The 16,375-nt window shown below is 45.4% G+C and carries 15 protein-coding genes; 2 read left to right on the top strand and 13 right to left on the bottom strand.

Translation table 11 applies throughout. The features are described from left to right. Positions 1-119 precede the first annotated feature (119 nt). Positions 120-1,367 carry a substrate-binding domain-containing protein gene (locus G589_RS19400; RefSeq protein WP_242826437.1) on the top strand — a complete coding sequence of 416 codons (1,248 nt, stop codon included), beginning with the start codon at positions 120-122 and terminating at the stop codon, positions 1,365-1,367. Here G589_RS19400 and G589_RS0109020 read toward each other — a convergent pair. Together G589_RS0109020 and G589_RS21095 are read right to left on the bottom strand one after the other, a co-directional pair. Next, positions 1,347-2,987: an ABC transporter substrate binding protein gene (locus tag G589_RS0109020; RefSeq protein WP_026521896.1), complete on the bottom strand. Its 1,641-nt coding sequence runs from the start codon at positions 2,985-2,987 to the stop codon at positions 1,347-1,349. The two genes, G589_RS19400 and G589_RS0109020, sit on opposite strands and share 21 nt — an antisense overlap. Before the next feature lie 13 nt (positions 2,988-3,000). Continuing rightward, entirely contained in the window at positions 3,001-5,274 is a 2,274-nt protein-coding gene (locus G589_RS21095) for a hypothetical protein (RefSeq protein WP_026521895.1), read from the bottom strand. Positions 5,275-5,604: 330 nt separating this feature from the next. On the opposite strand from G589_RS21095, the gene G589_RS21090 reads away from it, so the two are divergent. After that, the gene (locus G589_RS21090) at positions 5,605-6,393 is read left to right on the top strand and encodes a hypothetical protein (RefSeq protein WP_026521894.1); all 789 of its coding nucleotides are present in this window, start codon (positions 5,605-5,607) and stop codon (positions 6,391-6,393) included. 303 nt (positions 6,394-6,696) lie between these two features. Here the strand turns inward: G589_RS21090 and G589_RS0109000 are convergent, their stop codons facing one another. From G589_RS0109000 to purB, 11 genes are all read right to left on the bottom strand, one after another. Next, positions 6,697-7,038, bottom strand: a complete 342-nt coding sequence (locus G589_RS0109000) for a hypothetical protein (RefSeq protein WP_026521893.1) — start codon at positions 7,036-7,038, stop codon at positions 6,697-6,699. Next, on the bottom strand, positions 7,035-7,556 hold the full coding sequence (locus tag G589_RS0108995) for a peptidylprolyl isomerase (protein WP_026521892.1): 522 nt from the start codon (positions 7,554-7,556) through the stop codon (positions 7,035-7,037). Before G589_RS0108995 ends, G589_RS0109000 begins: the two co-directional genes overlap by 4 nt. 18 nt (positions 7,557-7,574) lie before the next feature. Then, positions 7,575-8,615: a hypothetical protein gene (locus G589_RS0108990; protein ID WP_026521891.1), complete on the bottom strand. Its 1,041-nt coding sequence runs from the start codon at positions 8,613-8,615 to the stop codon at positions 7,575-7,577. 156 nt (positions 8,616-8,771) lie between these two features. Beyond that, a complete protein-coding gene (locus tag G589_RS0108985) occupies positions 8,772-9,563 on the bottom strand; it encodes a tetratricopeptide repeat protein (RefSeq protein WP_026521890.1) in 792 nt (263 codons plus the stop codon). A 2-nt stretch (positions 9,564-9,565) separates the two neighbouring features. Continuing rightward, a complete protein-coding gene (locus G589_RS0108980; protein ID WP_026521889.1) occupies positions 9,566-10,531 on the bottom strand; it encodes a vWA domain-containing protein in 966 nt (321 codons plus the stop codon). After that, entirely contained in the window at positions 10,528-11,637 is a 1,110-nt protein-coding gene (locus tag G589_RS0108975; RefSeq protein ID WP_026521888.1) for a vWA domain-containing protein, read from the bottom strand. The genes G589_RS0108980 and G589_RS0108975 overlap by 4 nt, the downstream gene beginning before the upstream one ends. Continuing rightward, complete coding sequence (locus G589_RS0108970) at positions 11,628-12,128, bottom strand: hypothetical protein (RefSeq protein WP_196811864.1); 501 nt, start codon at positions 12,126-12,128, stop codon at positions 11,628-11,630. Before G589_RS0108970 ends, G589_RS0108975 begins: the two co-directional genes overlap by 10 nt. Continuing rightward, the gene (locus G589_RS0108965; RefSeq protein WP_026521886.1) at positions 12,112-12,993 is read right to left on the bottom strand and encodes a DUF58 domain-containing protein; all 882 of its coding nucleotides are present in this window, start codon (positions 12,991-12,993) and stop codon (positions 12,112-12,114) included. Before G589_RS0108965 ends, G589_RS0108970 begins: the two co-directional genes overlap by 17 nt. Beyond that, positions 12,993-13,997, bottom strand: coding sequence for an AAA family ATPase (locus tag G589_RS0108960; protein ID WP_026521885.1), 1,005 nt, complete (start codon positions 13,995-13,997; stop codon positions 12,993-12,995). Before G589_RS0108960 ends, G589_RS0108965 begins: the two co-directional genes overlap by 1 nt. Positions 13,998-14,036: 39 nt before the next feature. Continuing rightward, entirely contained in the window at positions 14,037-14,900 is an 864-nt protein-coding gene (gene metF / locus G589_RS0108955; protein ID WP_026521884.1) for a methylenetetrahydrofolate reductase [NAD(P)H], read from the bottom strand. Between the two features lie 18 nt (positions 14,901-14,918). Further along, on the bottom strand, positions 14,919-16,352 hold the full coding sequence (gene purB / locus G589_RS0108950) for an adenylosuccinate lyase (RefSeq protein ID WP_026520502.1): 1,434 nt from the start codon (positions 16,350-16,352) through the stop codon (positions 14,919-14,921). Positions 16,353-16,375 lie beyond the last annotated feature (23 nt).

Raw genomic sequence — 16,375 nt, 5'->3', positions numbered from 1 at the left:
TCCCCCACCTGACGGATTGTATTTATTTAGGCCTGGAAAGCGTTTTCCATGCATAGTTCTACTATATGGCTTTGGGAAGCTTTTGTCCATTAAATATCTATAAATTAAGGAAACTGAATATGTATGATGGTATAATTATTACTATGAAAAAGACAAAACTTATCATAATTACAATTATATCTGCTCTGATACTCTCAGCCTGCAGCTCTACACCTGTTGCAGGAGAAATAGGTACCGAACCGGCAGTTCAGAAACCTGCTGCCGGAGAATCACCTACAGGGAGTGCGGACTATGATGGCAGCGCGGCAAATGTTCGCCCGGACGACGGCAGAACAGTTGTCGGCATTTCCATGCCCGACAGGCTCCTTGAGCGCTGGAATCATGACGGAACCTTTTTAAAAGAGCATTTTGAAGATAAAGGCTGCGAAGTTATATTAAAATATGCAAACAACCTGATAGATACCCAGATCAGCGACATCCGCTCCATGATAGACGGAGGAGCCGATCTTTTGGTAATAACCGCTGTTGATGGCGCTGCCCTTTCATCAATCCTTGATAAAGCCAAGTCTCAGGGCATCAAAATAATAGCCTATGACAGGCTTTTGATGAATTCAGATGCGGTTGATTATTATGTTTCCTATGACAACTACAAAGTCGGGGTTTTGCAGGCCGAATATATCATTGCAGCCCTTGGCCTTAAGAATTCAAAAGATAGCAGGAATATAGAGTTTGTAACGGGAGACCCCGTAGATAATAACGCAAGGTTCTTTTACAGAGGTGCTGTTGATACTCTTAAGCCTTACATTGAAAACGGTACGCTTACAGTGCCATCCAACCAGCAGGGGTTCTATGAAACCTCTACAGCTCAGTGGTCCACTGATATTGCCCAGCAAAGGCTCCAGATTATCTTAAACTCCTACTATCCGGAGGGTGTTAAGCTGGATGCTGTTCTTTGTGCCAATGACTCAACTGCGCTTGGTGCCACCAGAGCCCTTGAATCCGATTATGTCGGTACAAACAGCGTAGTAGTCACCGGTCAGGATGCCGATGTTGCAAACATTTATAGTATTATCGAGGGAAAGCAGAGCATGACAGTATTCAAAGCCCTCAGGGATGAATCGGTTGTAGCCGTTGCCCTGGGTCTTTCCATACTCTCAGATGAAGCGCCTGACGGCAAGCTGATAATGTCCTCAGGTTGGGATTTTGACTGTTCCTATAACACCACGGATTATGACAACGGAAGTAAGGTCGTTACTTCATTCCTGCTCAGCCCCATTACCATCACAAAAGATAATCTTGAAGATGAACTTTTTGATACCGGGTACTACGCACGAAATGCCTCAGGCCTAATTTACGCCGTTGAATAACGTGTAGCCGTTTCGACCTTTCTCTTTTGTCACATAAAGAGCTTTATCAGCGCATTCCATAAGCGTACCGGAATCCTTGGTATCCAGCGGATACATTGCACATCCGATACTTACGGTCAGCTCAAGATCGCCCTTCGATGTTTTGAAGGGCGTTTTTGTTGCCTTTAATATATCCTCGCAGATCTTCCCTGCTCTGTCATGACTGGGGTCTTTAAATAGTCCGCAGAATTCGTCTCCGCCGAGCCTTGCAAAGGTCAGGTTCTTGTCCGCAAGCTTCTTGAGTCTTTGACCAACTCCCACAATTACCTCGTCGCCTACGTTGTGGCCGTAGGTGTCATTGATGTTCTTAAAGTGGTCAACATCCAGCATGATAATGCCAAAGGACTCCGACTGGCTTATTGCCTGATTCATATCCTCAATGATCTTCATCCTGTTCGGCATCTTTGTAAGGAAGTCTGTCCTTAGCATCTTCTTTCTGCGATTGTTGGTTGAATAGAGAATTGTGATAAGGACTATGAGCAGCAGTGCTATAACCAGTGCGAGATTACTGATTATCTTGTTGTCGCGGTAGAACTTGGCAAAGTTCCATCTCTCGTTTATTATCACAGACCCTGCCGGCAACTGAGAGTTTTTCAGGCCAAACCTATCCATGGCCTTCTGTTCAAAGAATGTGGCAGTTATGGTATTTGACTGCAGAGGTATGTTATCTGCCGGTTCACCGCTAAGTATTTTGGCAGCAGACTCTCCTGCTATTCTGCCTGCCTCGTAAAACGAATAGGATATTCCGCCAAGAACACCATGTCCAATGTCCGCAGAGGCAAGCCTGAAAATCGGGATACTTGGAGCTCTTTCGCTTATGAAATCAGCTGCGTTTTTGAGGGAATAGCTCTTTCTCTCACCATCTGTAGAGAAGTCCAGGAAAAGAATAATATCTTTTGCCCCAAGATCATGAAAAACATCTTCAAGACCGTTTGCCGTGTAGTAAGAAGTGTTCACGATATTGTACTTAAGTTCGGGGTGATTCTCACTAAACTTCATGAACTCCACATAATCGCCCTGTCCGGCAACGGAGGAATCCACCACAACTACAAGATGATCTCTCTCCGGGAAAAGAGCTTTCATAAGGGCATAGTTTCCCTCAAAATCCGGACTCTCGGCGATTCCGGTGGAATTCTTCATTGCAGCGGCTGTGACAGCCTCGGTTTTGTTGTTGATTCCCATGAATACGATCGGAAGATCAGGGAACATGACGTTTCTGTTATTGATGGCATATCTGAGAGCAAGATCATCCGCCACAACCACAAGGTCGAAGTTGCGCGCCGAAAAGACCTTATACTTAAGGTATTTGTCGAAGTTCATAATATCTATGGCTCCGTAATACACATCGGAGTCCATGAATTCGTAGGTGATCTCTGCATCGATGCCTTCAAGTCCCTTCTCGAAACCATCGAGCTGGTCGGGAACTGTGGCGTTAGAATAGCTGTAAGAGGAAATAAAGAGAATTCTAAATTGACGCTCTAAATTATCCTGCGCACAGGATGTCTGTACGCAGGATAAAGCAAGAATCAGAATTAAAAATGAGGTTATTAAATACCTTATTATCTGTGTCGTTTTTCTCATTTTTCAGGTGTAATTATCTGGCTACGACTTTTGTTCCTTTGTGCCTTACGATTGCACTGTTTCCGCCGTTCTTTATGGTCTCTTTTACAAATGCGTTCATGATATCTTTGTAAGTAGTCTTGCCATCTTTGTTATAAGCGGTTTCAAGGCTATCAAAGTCATTGCCTTCGTAAGCTATAGCCATTGCATTGTTGTCTGCTGTCTTCATCAGGAAGAGTGTGTTACCATCACTCTTAACTGTTAAGTATTCATAGTCTTCAGAATCCAGGAAGCTCTCAATATCTTCTACTGCGCCATCCATAGCATCAGATGCTGCATCCATATCCATGGGAACAGGAGTCTGGGGGATTTCTTCGGTATCTATGTCGATGGTAGGTGCAGGAGCTTCTTCCGGTGCAGGAATTGCTTCAGGCACAGGGGCTTCTTCTGGTGCAATGGTGCCTTCGTCTGGTGCTGACTCGGCTGCTGCCTGTTCTGCTGCGAGCATAGCTGCTGCTACGGGATCGAGGTCTGCTGTTTCAGGTGCAGGCGCTTCTGTTGCGGCTGCTGCAGCTGTATCAGCCATCATCGCTGCCATTACAGGATCTATATCAGCAGGAGCTTCTTCTGCAGGTGTTTCGATGAGGGCATCTACTTCAGCGTTCAGGATCGCGTCAAGGTTCTCTGCGGGTGTTTCTGCAGGGATTTCCTCGGTTGGCATCTCTGCCGGAATCTCTGCTGCTGGAGCTGCCTCTGCTGCCATCATGGCTGCCATAACTGCATCCATCTCAGCAGGTGCTTCCTCTATAGGTGGTGTATCTGCTGCCATTGCTTCTGTAGGCATTTCTGTAGCGGGTGTTGCTGCTGCCATCGCTGCCATAACTGCGTCCATGTCTGAAGATGTATCCTCAGTAGGAGCATCAGCCGGAAGTTCTGCAGGTGCTGCCTCGGCTGCAGCCATCGCTGCCATTATTGCATCTGCTTCTGAAGGTACTTCTTCTGCAAGTGCCTCTGCAGGAATATCCGCTGCAGGAGCTGTTTCTGCTGCCATCATCGCTGCCATTACTGCATCCATGTCTGATGGCGATTCTTCTGCAGGGATGTCTGCCGGGATATCTATCGGCGCTTCTGCTGCAGGTATATCAGCCGGCATCTCTACAGGAGCTTCTGCCGCTGGGATATCTGCCGGCATCTCTACAGGTGCTTCTGCTGCTGCCATTGCTGCCATCATTGCATCCATATCTACAGGCGCCTCCTCTGCTGCCGGTGCTTCATCTATAGGTGGCGTATCTGCTGCCATTGCCTCTGCAGGCATTTCTGCTGCAGGTGTTGCTACTGTCATAGCAGCCATCATTGCTTCCATATCTGAAGATGTATCAACTGTAGGTGCATCTGCAGGAAGCTCTGCCGGAGCTGCTTCCGCTGCTGCCATTGCTGCCATCATTGCGTCAGCCTCTGAAGGAACTTCTTCTGCCAATGCCTCTGCAGGTATCTCTGTAGGTGCTTCTGCTGCCGCCATTGCGGCCATCATTGCTTCCATATCTGCAGGTGCTTCTTCTGCAGGAATATCAGTCGGGATATCAGCTGGCATCTCTACAGGTGCCTCTGCTGCAGGTGCTGCCTCTGCTGCGGCCATCGCTGCCATCATTGCATCCATATCTACAGGTGCTTCTTCTGCTGGTGCTGCCTCTGTTGCAGCCATCGCTGCCATCATTGCATCCATATCTACAGGTGCTTCTTCTGCCGGTGCTGCCTCTGCCGCTGCGGCTGCTTCTGCTGCAGCTGCATCAGCCATCATAGCTGCCATTACAGGATCTATATCAGCAGGTGCCTCTTCTGCCGGCGCTGCTTCCTCTGCCGGGGCCTCTGCTGGCGCTGCTTCTGCTGCCGCCATTGCTGCCATCATTGCATCTACATCGGTTGCAGTCTCAGCGTTTGCCATTGCTGCCATCATTGCATCTACATCAACAGGTGCTGCAGGAGCTTCCTCTGCCGGAGCCTCTTCTGCAGGCGCCATTCCAGCATCTGCCATAGCAGCCATAGCTGCTGCCATTGCATCAGCTTCTGCTGCTTCCGCAGGACTTGGAGCATCAGCACCGCCGCCGGCCAGAATATCATCAAGGCTAGGAATATCCTCTATTGGTGCCGGCTCAGCCGCTTTCTTACGTCCGCGCTTAGGCTTAGGCGCCTCCTCAACAGGCGCTGCCTGCGTAGCCTCATTTGCTCCCATAGCTGCCAAAAGATCATCCACATTCGCAGTCGAAAGATCCTGTCCATTAAGAATATCCTGAGTGCTCATGCCTTCCATGCTGATTCTCCTTTCATACCAGTAAGTATATTTGAAAGTAATAATAGTCGGAATTACACACATATATTATCGCCCAAATTCGTCAGAAAACATAGTAAATTTTCTATAAATTCCGCTATTCCGTAAATTTCTTAAGATTTCCTTAATGTTGTTTACATCCGCATCTGCATTTGCTATATTGTCTTTCGGCGAATCTTTGTGTGGCACTCAGCCTCACATGCCAAATGTCCGCCTGCATTCGCAGGAACATTTCAATATTTATGATTTTTGAAAAATACAATTCTTGTTCAAATCACTAAACAGGAAAGAAATCAGAAAGGAAATTTACCATTGAATCACACAGAAATCTATATCGAGCGAAAGCTTGAACTGGAAGCTTCCATCAAGAAACTAGAAAGCAAACTAGCTTCAATGCCAAAAGAAACGCTTGTATGCTACAAGCGAAAAACAGGAGAAAAAAAGAATTATTTGTTCTACAAACAGTTAAAAGAAAATGGAAAAGTACAACGCCAATATCTCGCCCGAAAAAACAAAGTCGAAACGCAAAAGCTCGCCAAAAAGCTATATTGCTCACGTTTGCTGCAAGATATGCGTAACGAACTGAAATGTATAAATTACTACATAGAAAACCGAATAGACAATGATCCTTCAGAACTAATGGCCACAGATTCTCCTTACAGAGAACTGCTGGTTGGTAAAACACCATCACTAACCGAATGGGAATACGCTCCATATAACAAAAGCACAGAATATCCTGAGCAGCTGACAGTTCCTGCACCTAAAAATGAAATGATGCGCTCAAAATCAGAATCAACGATTGCTCAAATCTTATATTCTCATGGTATACCCTACCACTATGAAGAAATTCATGATATCTATGGTTATCCAATGGCAACTGACTTTACGATCATGAATCCAAAGACAGGAAAAATCATCCTTTGGGAGCATTTTGGTCGCTGCGATGACCCAAGGTATCAGGGCACAGTAGATTTTAAAATGTATCGATATATCCGAGATGGCTATCTACCTGGCGTAAATTTCATTGCAACCTATGAAGATAGTAAACATCCCCTTGACTACGTCCTAGCCGAAGAGATCATAAAGAAATTCTTCCTCTAAGGATTCCTATTTTTCATGTCCCAAACTCGATACTGTACATTTCTGCCACAGATTTCAGCTGGGAGCATCCCCTTGTGCTTGCTTTTCTCATGTCCCAGCGTCAGATTACTACACTTCTGCCACACATTTCAGCGAACAGCATCCCCTTGTGCTTGCTTTTCTCATGTCCCGGTGCCAGAATCCTCCCCCCAGCCACAAAAAAGCCACGCCTCCGAAAATCCCCAAAGATTTCCAAAGCCATGGCTCCTATCTACCACTCGCCACTCGCTAGTCACAAGTCGCTGCAAGTATTCCGTTTTCTTTTTAAAAAGGCATTCCATCCCTAAAGATACTAAGCACATCCATAATAGTCGCAACAATCCATATGATTCCGACTATCACTCCGCAAATATAGATAATACCTACCCTTTTTGCGAAATCACTCTTAGGATATATTCCCCACGTTATAACTGCCATCAAACATCCGGCAACCATGAACATGACAAATACTGAAATTTTCCCGGAAACGCCGCCCAATAGCCCCATGATTCCAAGAGCAAGAGCTATAAGGCATAATGGATTAGCCTTTTCGTTTTCCTCGTCAATAGCCTGCTGGTGCATTTCAAAATCAAAGTCGATCAGGTTTTCATTGTCTTGATTCATCATACTTTTTCAGGCTCCGGGTATTCTACTCCAAACGTCTCAACAGTAACGCTCTTCATCTTCTGCTCGTTAACAGGCTTGTCGTTCCAGTCAGTATCGGTCTCAGCGATCTTGTTTACAACATCCATGCCCTCAATCACCTTACCGAATGCAGCGTAATCGCCATCTAAGTGAGGAGATGTCTTGTGCATGATAAAGAACTGTGAGCCGGCTGAATCAGGCATCATGGATCTTGCCATTGAGAGAACGCCCTCGGTGTGCTTAAGATCGTTCTTAAATCCGTTTGATGAAAACTCGCCCTTAATTCCGTATCCCGGGCCGCCGATTCCGATTCCTTCAGGATCTCCGCCCTGAAGCATAAAGCCCTTGATAACTCTGTGGAAGATAAGTCCGTCATAGAATTTCTTGTTGATAAGAGAAATGAAGTTATTAACCGTATTAGGCGCGATCTCAGGATAGAGCTCTGCCTTCATCACATCTCCGTTTTCCATTGTGATTGTAACTATTGGATTCTGTGCCATTTAATTCTGATTCTCCTTTTAATTTGCAATTATAGATACAGCGTGGTAATACTCATCACTTCCGCGATCGCAGGTCACCTGAATGTTCTTATCAAGAAGAAGTACAGGACATCTTGAGAAGTTGGTAGCTGCATCGAGCTTGATCTGCATTACGCCGCCGCTTGTATTTAGGAATAAGGTATTCTCGGTTGTATCACCTGTAACCCTGCCGGATACGGTAATTCTTGCTCCTGAATCAAGTGAAACCTCAGGCGCTGCCGTAGCAGTGTTGTTAACTATTCTTGAAGCATGGTTCCATGCGTCCGACCCTCTGTAGAAATTAACGGTAACTTTCTGTCCAGGTAAAAGAACTCTAGAAGCACTCACATCTGTCGCAAGATCGAGAACAATCTGCATTGTTCCGCCGGAAGTATTAAGGTAAAGGAGTGAAGTTGTGGTTCCCTTTTCAACTGTTCCGCTTATACCCGATCCCGAGGCAGCAACTCCCGTTGATGATCCTGCTGAAGCTGAAGCACCTGCCACATCGGAAATTGAAAGAGCATGCATATAAGCGTCTGACCCTCTAGCAACCACAACCTGAATTGTCTTACCAATGATGAGGAACTTAACAGCGCTCACGTCTGTGCTCTCATCTATCTTGATCTGCATGGTTCCGTTTTCAACCACCAGATAAAGCAGCTCTTCAGTTGTTCCCTTTGCAATTGTACCCTTTACTGTTGCCTTGTTTGAAGTGTCAATTGCAACTTTTCCAACAGAAGAATTTCCGGTTATCTTAGATGCATGCCAGTACTCATCGCTACCTGTATAGCAGTTAGCTGTAACTGAATTACCGGGTAAAAGAAATCTCGCATTAACTATCTCTGTGCTGCTATCAAGCTTGATCTCTACCGTACCTCCACTGGTTGAGAGATAAAGCTTATCAGCTGTTGTCTTATCGGAGACCGTTCCTGAATAGGTTATCTCTGCAGCAGCTGTCCTTGCAGGAAAACGAACAAGACCTAAAACCACACACGACAAAAGCAATATCACACTGAGATATATAGCATTTATCTTCTTCATAGACAATCCCCCTTCACAACATTCACACACAATATATTACCAATTTACAGTTTAATTATACATCATATTGTGGTATGTTGTGAAGTCAGAGATCACGCCTTCATAATAATCTTTTATCTCATCTGTTTCTTCAATCGCTTTGGATTATTAGTGCTTTTACCACGGGTTATTCTGTCCACCTGTGCCCGAGCCTTCACCGTCTTCATCTCCGCCGGCTCCGGAGCCGTCCTCGTCGCCGCCGATGTAGTCAGACCACTTTTCCAGATCATCCTGCTGGTCCTTCCTGTCCTCTAAGGCGTCCTTCTTGTTCTCCTCAAGCTCTTTCTGTATTCTCTTTTCCATGTCGTTTCCGCTCTTGCCACTGTTTGATGAATCGCCGTCATCATTCTCCTGCGGAGGGTCCTCTTGTGGCTGATCGGAGTTGTTACCACTGTCAGGGTTTTTGAGCTTCTCAATCATGGCATCGATGTCTTCTTTGAGCTGCTGGGCATCGGCATTGTGACCCTCGCCATCATCGCTTGCGCAGCCATTTTCCAGAAGCAGATCTCTTGCCTTGTACAGAATGAAAAGAGCTGTATCAATCTTTTCCTGTGAATCAAGGTTATAGAAATCGATGGTATTGCACAATGACAGCGCCATATTGATCCTTATAAGGCAGTCTTTATCCTCAGGGGGATAATTCTCCAAAGCCTTTGTATAGTAGGCGATTGCAGAGTTGTAGTCACCCTTCTTGTAAGCCGCATTTCCAAGGTTGTAATAAGGAACATAGCTCTCAGGGAAGTTCATCTTAAGGAGCTTCTCCTCGGCTTCGGTATCATATTCTTCGTTGTTATAGGCCTGTACAAACAAATGATTGGTGATAAGCCTTGATCCAAGCATAATAGCAACGATAAGGATTATTATTCCAACAAGCGCGATAAAATAATACTTCAGAGGAATTCTTCTCATGATCACAACCTCCCCCTTCTTGCTACCAGTATTATCTCGATAAGCACCATAAGCATGAACGGATATGCAAAGATGAAGTAGATATCCTTCTTGACCTCTGCACCATCTCCGCTTTCAATGATGGTCTTGCTGCTCTCTTTGATAAGCTCAACACTTCCCATAAGTGATGAGTTGCCGTTATTCATGTTCATGTATTCAACGCCGAGACCCTCTGCTATCTTTTTAAGATTAGTCTCGTCAATCTTTGATACAGCATCCTTATGGGTGCTGTAATCATAGATATAGTGATTTCCGTAGTTGTTTTTCATCTTGCCGCCACTCTCAGAACCATAGCCAAGAACAGCACCTGCGTCCACGTACTGAGCAAGTTCGCTGTAGTCCTTAAGCTCTTTTCCGTTAGTGATCTCACCGTCGCTTATGAAAAAGACAATCGTCTTCCTGTTCTCTTTCCTGTTGGAGGACAAAAGAAGGCTCTCTATGTCCTGATAGGCAATTGAAAGGTCACTTCCCTTGGCATAGTAACTGTCAGGACTCTCAAAGGTATCCAGCAGATCCCTGATATACTGAAGGTCCTGTGTAAAAGGCGCAAGAACATGCGCAGTATCATCAAAGGTCACAAGGCCAAAGTTACTACCTGCAAGCTCATCAATGATATAGTTCACATCCTTGGTGACGCCTGTCATTCTCTCTTTCTTGCCGTTGTAGTCCTGAGCCCACATGCTGATAGTGTTATCAATGATGAATAAAACATCCAGGTTCTTGGTGGCAAACTCATACTTGGTCTCGACCATGACAGGTCTCATGCCAATAATAAACGCAAGAACATAGATGATCGTCATACGCACAAGAGTACCAATCCTGTCCCCTGTCTTCGCTTTATTTTTAATTACAAGATACGCTGTTACTCCGAACAATACAGCAAATACTGCCAGCATTGTTCCCAGCGGAAAAATAGGTTGTATGCTCATTTCTGTAATACCAATCCTGCCATGCAGAAGGTAGCAAGGCAAATAAACATGATGATAAAAGGAACTCTGGGAAGGTCCACTGTCTGTCTGGTCATTACGATCTTGACCAGCATTGCTTCCTGTTTCTGAATATCCTGCACAATCTCGGATACAGATTGGGACCTGGTTCTTATGTAGAACTTACCTCCCGTGGTCTCCACAGCGCTCTTAAAGCCGTTTAAGCATGAGGAATAATCGTACTCCTCAGGCATATAGAACTTCTCCTCTGAAGGGAAGATTCCAAACACCGTAACCTTGTTCTTCTTGCAGTACTCGGACGCCTCTTTTAAATTAAGAACCTCTCTGCCGTAGACATTGAGCTCATTGTCCGTGCACATGATGATAACTCTGGTCCTCTCTGAATTACCAAGGTAGGGAAAAGAGTATAACGCTGTGCCAAGGCCTTCTCCGATAAGAGAGGATCCTCTGTAGTAGTTGTCGTATAAAGTTCCCGCCTCAAAGTAGTCAAGCTTATCCTGAAGCTCATCAAATCTCTGACGCTTATCATCCGGGATCTCACCTAAGGTTTCATAGAGCTGAAGATACTCTTCCTCATACTCTTTTTGCATCATGAAGTACTCGTGAAGGGCATCCAGCCTGTCAATTACATAGTCATAATCATCCGTCAGCGGAACATAAGTAACTGAGGAAGTATTGAAAATACTGATTCCAAACCTGTCACCCTCAAGGCCGGCAACCACGTTCTTAAGATAATCCGTGATCTCCGAATTAAGGTCATATAACGAATAGGAAACGTCCAGGCACAGGATGATATCTCTTTTCTTAACACCGCTCACAACATCATCGGTCCTGTAAGGCCTTGCTGCCAGGAAAAGAGATGCAACAATACTAAGGATCATTCCGACAAGCATAATAACAGTCAAAACCCTGTACCTTATGTTAAGGCTTCTGTAGAGCTTGGAATTTCTGATCCTTGCCGTGTTAGCCGCCTTGATACCGGTGCTGTAGCTTGTCTTTTGCCGCCTGTATATTAAGTAAATAACAAGAAGCGCTGCCACCAGGACTATCATGCCGATGATGACAACGTTTAGATACATTAACTCCATGCTTTGATCACTCCCACTGCCTTGTTACAGGACTCTGCAAAGTCCCTGTCCTTTGCCTTCTCATCCTCGGCAAACTCGGGCACGTAATACTCCTCCATAAGGACATCCAGCTTCTTGATTCCAAAAGCCTTTACTTCCTTAATGGTAAAATTCTCAACATTGATGCCGGTCACCTCATGCACAAACTCCCTTATCAGTGCACTGAGCTGCTGGTAACCTTCTCTTTTATCTACCTTATTCTGAGTATAGTTGTTTAAAAGAGCCTGAACCCTGCCAATATACTGGTTCTTGACCCTGTAGATCATATCGGGAGACATAGCTATCTTCGTTGCTGCAGGCCTTGGAGCATTCTTCTTTTTCCGAAGAATCCTAAAAGCCTTAATAAGGAAAAAGACAATGGCCGTAAGGGCAATCGCACCCAAAACCACTGCAATCAAAGTCACCCACCAGCTATATTCAAATGGATGTTGCAATTTAACCGTAGTAACCATTTCTATACCTTTCGAGAAGCGCGATCGTGCTGTCTATTATCTGCTCCTGTCTCGCAATTGTAGTAAGGCATGCCTTGTTGCGCTTGCAGATTTCGGACGCCATACCATAGATTTCTTCTCTCTGCCTTAATTCTTCCTCATGAAGAGCCTTGCTGTGAGAGAGGAAGAACCTCTCATAGCGGCTCAGATCACTGTCAAATACCGTATCTCCTGTAAGGAATGCGTCATCCAAATTTATGACGAGAAGATCATGCTCTTTGGTTATGCTCCTGACCAGTCCATCGCTTAACTGCGCAAGGCCTTCTATATCGGTCAAAAGAAATATGATCATCCTCTTGTGTACCGTATTTAAGATTTCAGTTATGGTATCGGGAAGGGATCTTACTGAGTCTGTCTCAGCCTTTTTCTCAAAGTCGTAGATAAGACTCTCCAAATGGTCTGTGCCGGACTTGAAGTAGCTGACACTGGCGTTGTTATCTTCAGGATATGCCAGAGCGTAATCAGCACCGTTTCTTCCTACGATGTAGGCAAGGGTTCCAAAAGTCATGAGCATCAGCTCTTTTTTGGATTCGCCTCCAGTGGTATCACCAAGGAGCTTACTTCCCCTGTCGCAAATGAACATGACATTGTGTCTTCTGTCAGTCATATATCTGCGCACAAGAATAGAGCCCATGCGGGATGAAGACTTCCAGTCAATATCGTGGACATCATCTCCGATGGCATATTCCTTGAGATCATCGAACTCCAGGCTTCTTCCCCTGTGAACTGAATGGAAGTCACCGTCAAGAATGTTGGAGGTCTTTCTCTTTGTATAAAGAGCTACTGCTCTCCTTATCTTGGATAAATACTCATAATCAATCTTCATTACGGTGCCTTTACTGAATTAACCAGTCCGTCGATAACTGCCTCAACAGGCACGTTATCTGCTACTGCTGAATAATTAAGTCCGATTCTGTGGCGAAGAACCTGATGGCTCACCTGCTTTACATCCTCAGGTGTAACATAGGTTCTGCCCTGTATAAGTGCTGTTGCCTTAGCCATCTTAAGGAATGCGATGGAAGCACGTGGGCTTGCTCCGATGCGGACATATCTTCCAAGTTCAAGTCCCTGGATCTGTCCGGCTCTTCTTGAGGCAACAACTATGCTTGAGATGTACCACTTAATAGCATTATCAACATAAACCTTATCTACAATCTCCTGAACCTTATCAATATCGGAAATGGTAAGTACCGGCGGATCAACACGTGAGATCGCACCTGTCTCCATACGGCTTAAGATCTCAACTTCCTCAGCAGCTGTGGGGTATGTGATAACCTCTTTTATCAGGAATCTGTCAGTCTGGGCCTCAGACAAAGGATAGGTTCCTTCCTGCTCGATGGGGTTCTGAGTCGCAATAACAATGAAGATATCCTCAGGCATATGATAGCTCTTTCCGCCGATGGTTACCTGCTTCTCCTGCATGGCTTCAAGCATAGCAGACTGAGTCTTGGCGCTTGAACGGTTTACCTCATCAAGAAGAACGAAATTGGCAAATACAGGTCCTAAGATATTCTCAAACTTACCGGTTGCCTGGTTGTATATCTGGGTTCCGATGATATCGCCGGGCAAAAGGTCAGGTGTGCACTGGATTCTTGCAAACTTACCGTCAACGGCATCTGAAATCGCCTTGGCTGCTGTAGTCTTGGCAAGACCCGGAACTGACTCAATAAGAATATGTCCGTCAGCAAGGATAGCACCGATCAGCGAAAACTTAAGCTGCTGCTGGCCTACAACCTTGGCATCAAAGTAATCGGAAAGCTTTTTGATAGCTTCCTGAGAATAGGCAAACTCCTCTTCTGTGATTGTTATGTTACTGCTTTGTACTTCCATTTTGATTCTCCGTTTTCTATAAGTATTACGAAATGTCTTTTACCTGATAATAGACCTTAAATTGTTCATGATGCCTTCAGCTATATCAGGCTTATTCATTGAATAGACATGTATGTGGCTAACGCCGTTGCTGATAAGATCTATGATCTGGTCACAGGCATAAATGATGCCGGCTTCCTTCATCTTGTCGGGCTCGTCTGCAAATCTGTCCACCATGATCTTCATCTTCTGTGGAATGGTTGAACCTGAAAGCGCAACGCTTCTGGCCACCTGCTTAGCATTGGTAATAGGCATGATTCCGGGAACCACCGGTACTTCTATGCCCTTCTCTCTTATTCTGTAGAGGAACTGATAAAGAGTTGAGTTGTCAAAAAACATCTGGGTTGTCAGGAAGTCGCATCCGGCATCAACCTTTTCCTTGAGATGCTGGATATCCTCTGACTGCCTTGCACACTCAACATGTCCCTCGGGATAGCATGCTCCGCCGATGCAGAAGGAATCGTCTATCGATTTGATGTCGTAGATCAGCTCGGTTGCATGGTCGTAGTCAAAAGAGATCCTTCCCTCCTTGGGGATATCGCCCCTGAGGGCCATGATATTTTCGATACCTCTCTCTTTGTACTCGTTTACAACGCTCTTAACCAGGTCCTTGGTAGAAGAAACGCAGGTAAGGTGCGCAAGTACAGGAACTGAGAATCTATCCTGAAGGTCGCCTGCAATCTTGGCTGTATTCTTGCTGGTTCCGCCGCCTGCTCCGTAGGTAACACTCATGAAGTCAGGTGAAAGAGCTGCAATCTCGGAGGCAGCTTTTTCTACAGCCTCAAACCCCGCATCTGTCTTGGGCGGGAAAACCTCAAAGGAGAGGGTTACATCTTTTTCCTTAAATAACTGACTTATCTTCATACACTTTACTCCCCGTTATCAAACGTTTATCTCAGCTGTTACTCCAAGCTCTTTCTCGTTAGCCTTAAGGATTGGCTTAACTACTTCATCAAGGAACTTCTCAACCTGATGAGCACTGCAGCCAACGTACTTCTTGGGATCCATTGAAGCCTGAAGTTCTTCAAGGCTTAAGTGGAATGCAGGATCTGCTGCGATGAGTTCAAGGAGGTTATTGTCCTTGCCCTCTACCTTTACAGTCTTGCCGGCTTCCATTGAGAGCTCTCTGATCTTCTCGTGGAGTTCCTGTCTGTCACCGCCTGCCTTAACTGCATCCATCATGATGTTCTCTGTTGCCATGAATGGAAGCTCAGCGAGCATGTGCTTCTCGATAACCTTAGGATAAACTACAAGACCATCTACTACATTAATACACAAGTCAAGAACTCCATCTGTTGCAAGGAATCCTTCCGGAATTGAAATTCTCTTATTGGCTGAATCATCAAGGGTTCTCTCAAACCACTGTGAAACCTCGGTGATTGCAGGGTTTAAAGCATCTATCATAACGTATCTTGAGAGTGAGCAGATTCTCTCACTTCTCATGGGATTTCTCTTGTAAGCCATAGCTGATGAACCGATCTGGCTCTTCTCAAAGGGCTCCTCAACCTCTTTAAGATGCTGAAGAAGTCTGATATCCTGAGCCATCTTAGTAGCTGATGCGCAGATTCCGGAAAGAACGTTTATAACCTTCATGTCGATCTTACGGCTGTAGGTCTGTCCTGAAACTGCCATGCATCCCTTAAAGCCCATCTTCTTGGCAAGCATGGGATCAAGCTGATCAACCTTAGAAAGGTCTCCGTCAAAGAGCTCGAGGAATGATGCCTGAGTTCCTGTTGTGCCCTTTGATCCAAGGAGTTTCATGTTATCGAGTACATAGTCAAGGTCCTCAAGGTCGATGGTGAAATCCTGAAGCCAGAGACAAGCTCTTTTACCTACTGTTGTAGGCTGTGCAGGCTGGAAATGAGTAAAGCCAAGGGTAGGCTGATCCTTGTACTTGTCAGCAAATACTGAGAGCTTATCGATAACGTTGATGAGCTTCTTACGAACAAGGCGAAGTGCATCAGTCATAATGATGATGTCAGTGTTATCGCCAACGTAGCAGCTGGTTGCGCCGAGGTGGATGATTCCCTTTGCCTTTGGGCACTGCTGGCCGTAGGCATATACATGGCTCATTACGTCGTGACGGACTTCCTTCTCACGGGCCTTAGCTACATCGTAGTTGATATCCTCAGCGTGCTCTTTGAGCTCGTCGATCTGCTCCTGAGTGATATTAAGACCAAGGTCTTTTTCAATCTCAGCAAGGGCGATCCACAGCTTTCTCCAGGTCTTAAACTTCATATCCTGTGAAAAGATATACTGCATATCACTGCTTGCATAACGCTCTGACAATGGACTGGTGTAACGATCTGTACTCATAATTCTCCTCCTGACATTTCCTT

This window comes from Butyrivibrio sp. VCB2001, assembly GCF_000423965.1.
Lineage (GTDB): Bacteria > Bacillota > Clostridia > Lachnospirales > Lachnospiraceae > Butyrivibrio.
The sequence above is the reverse complement of the archived record's forward strand: the minus strand, read 5'-3'. Positions and strand labels throughout refer to the sequence as shown.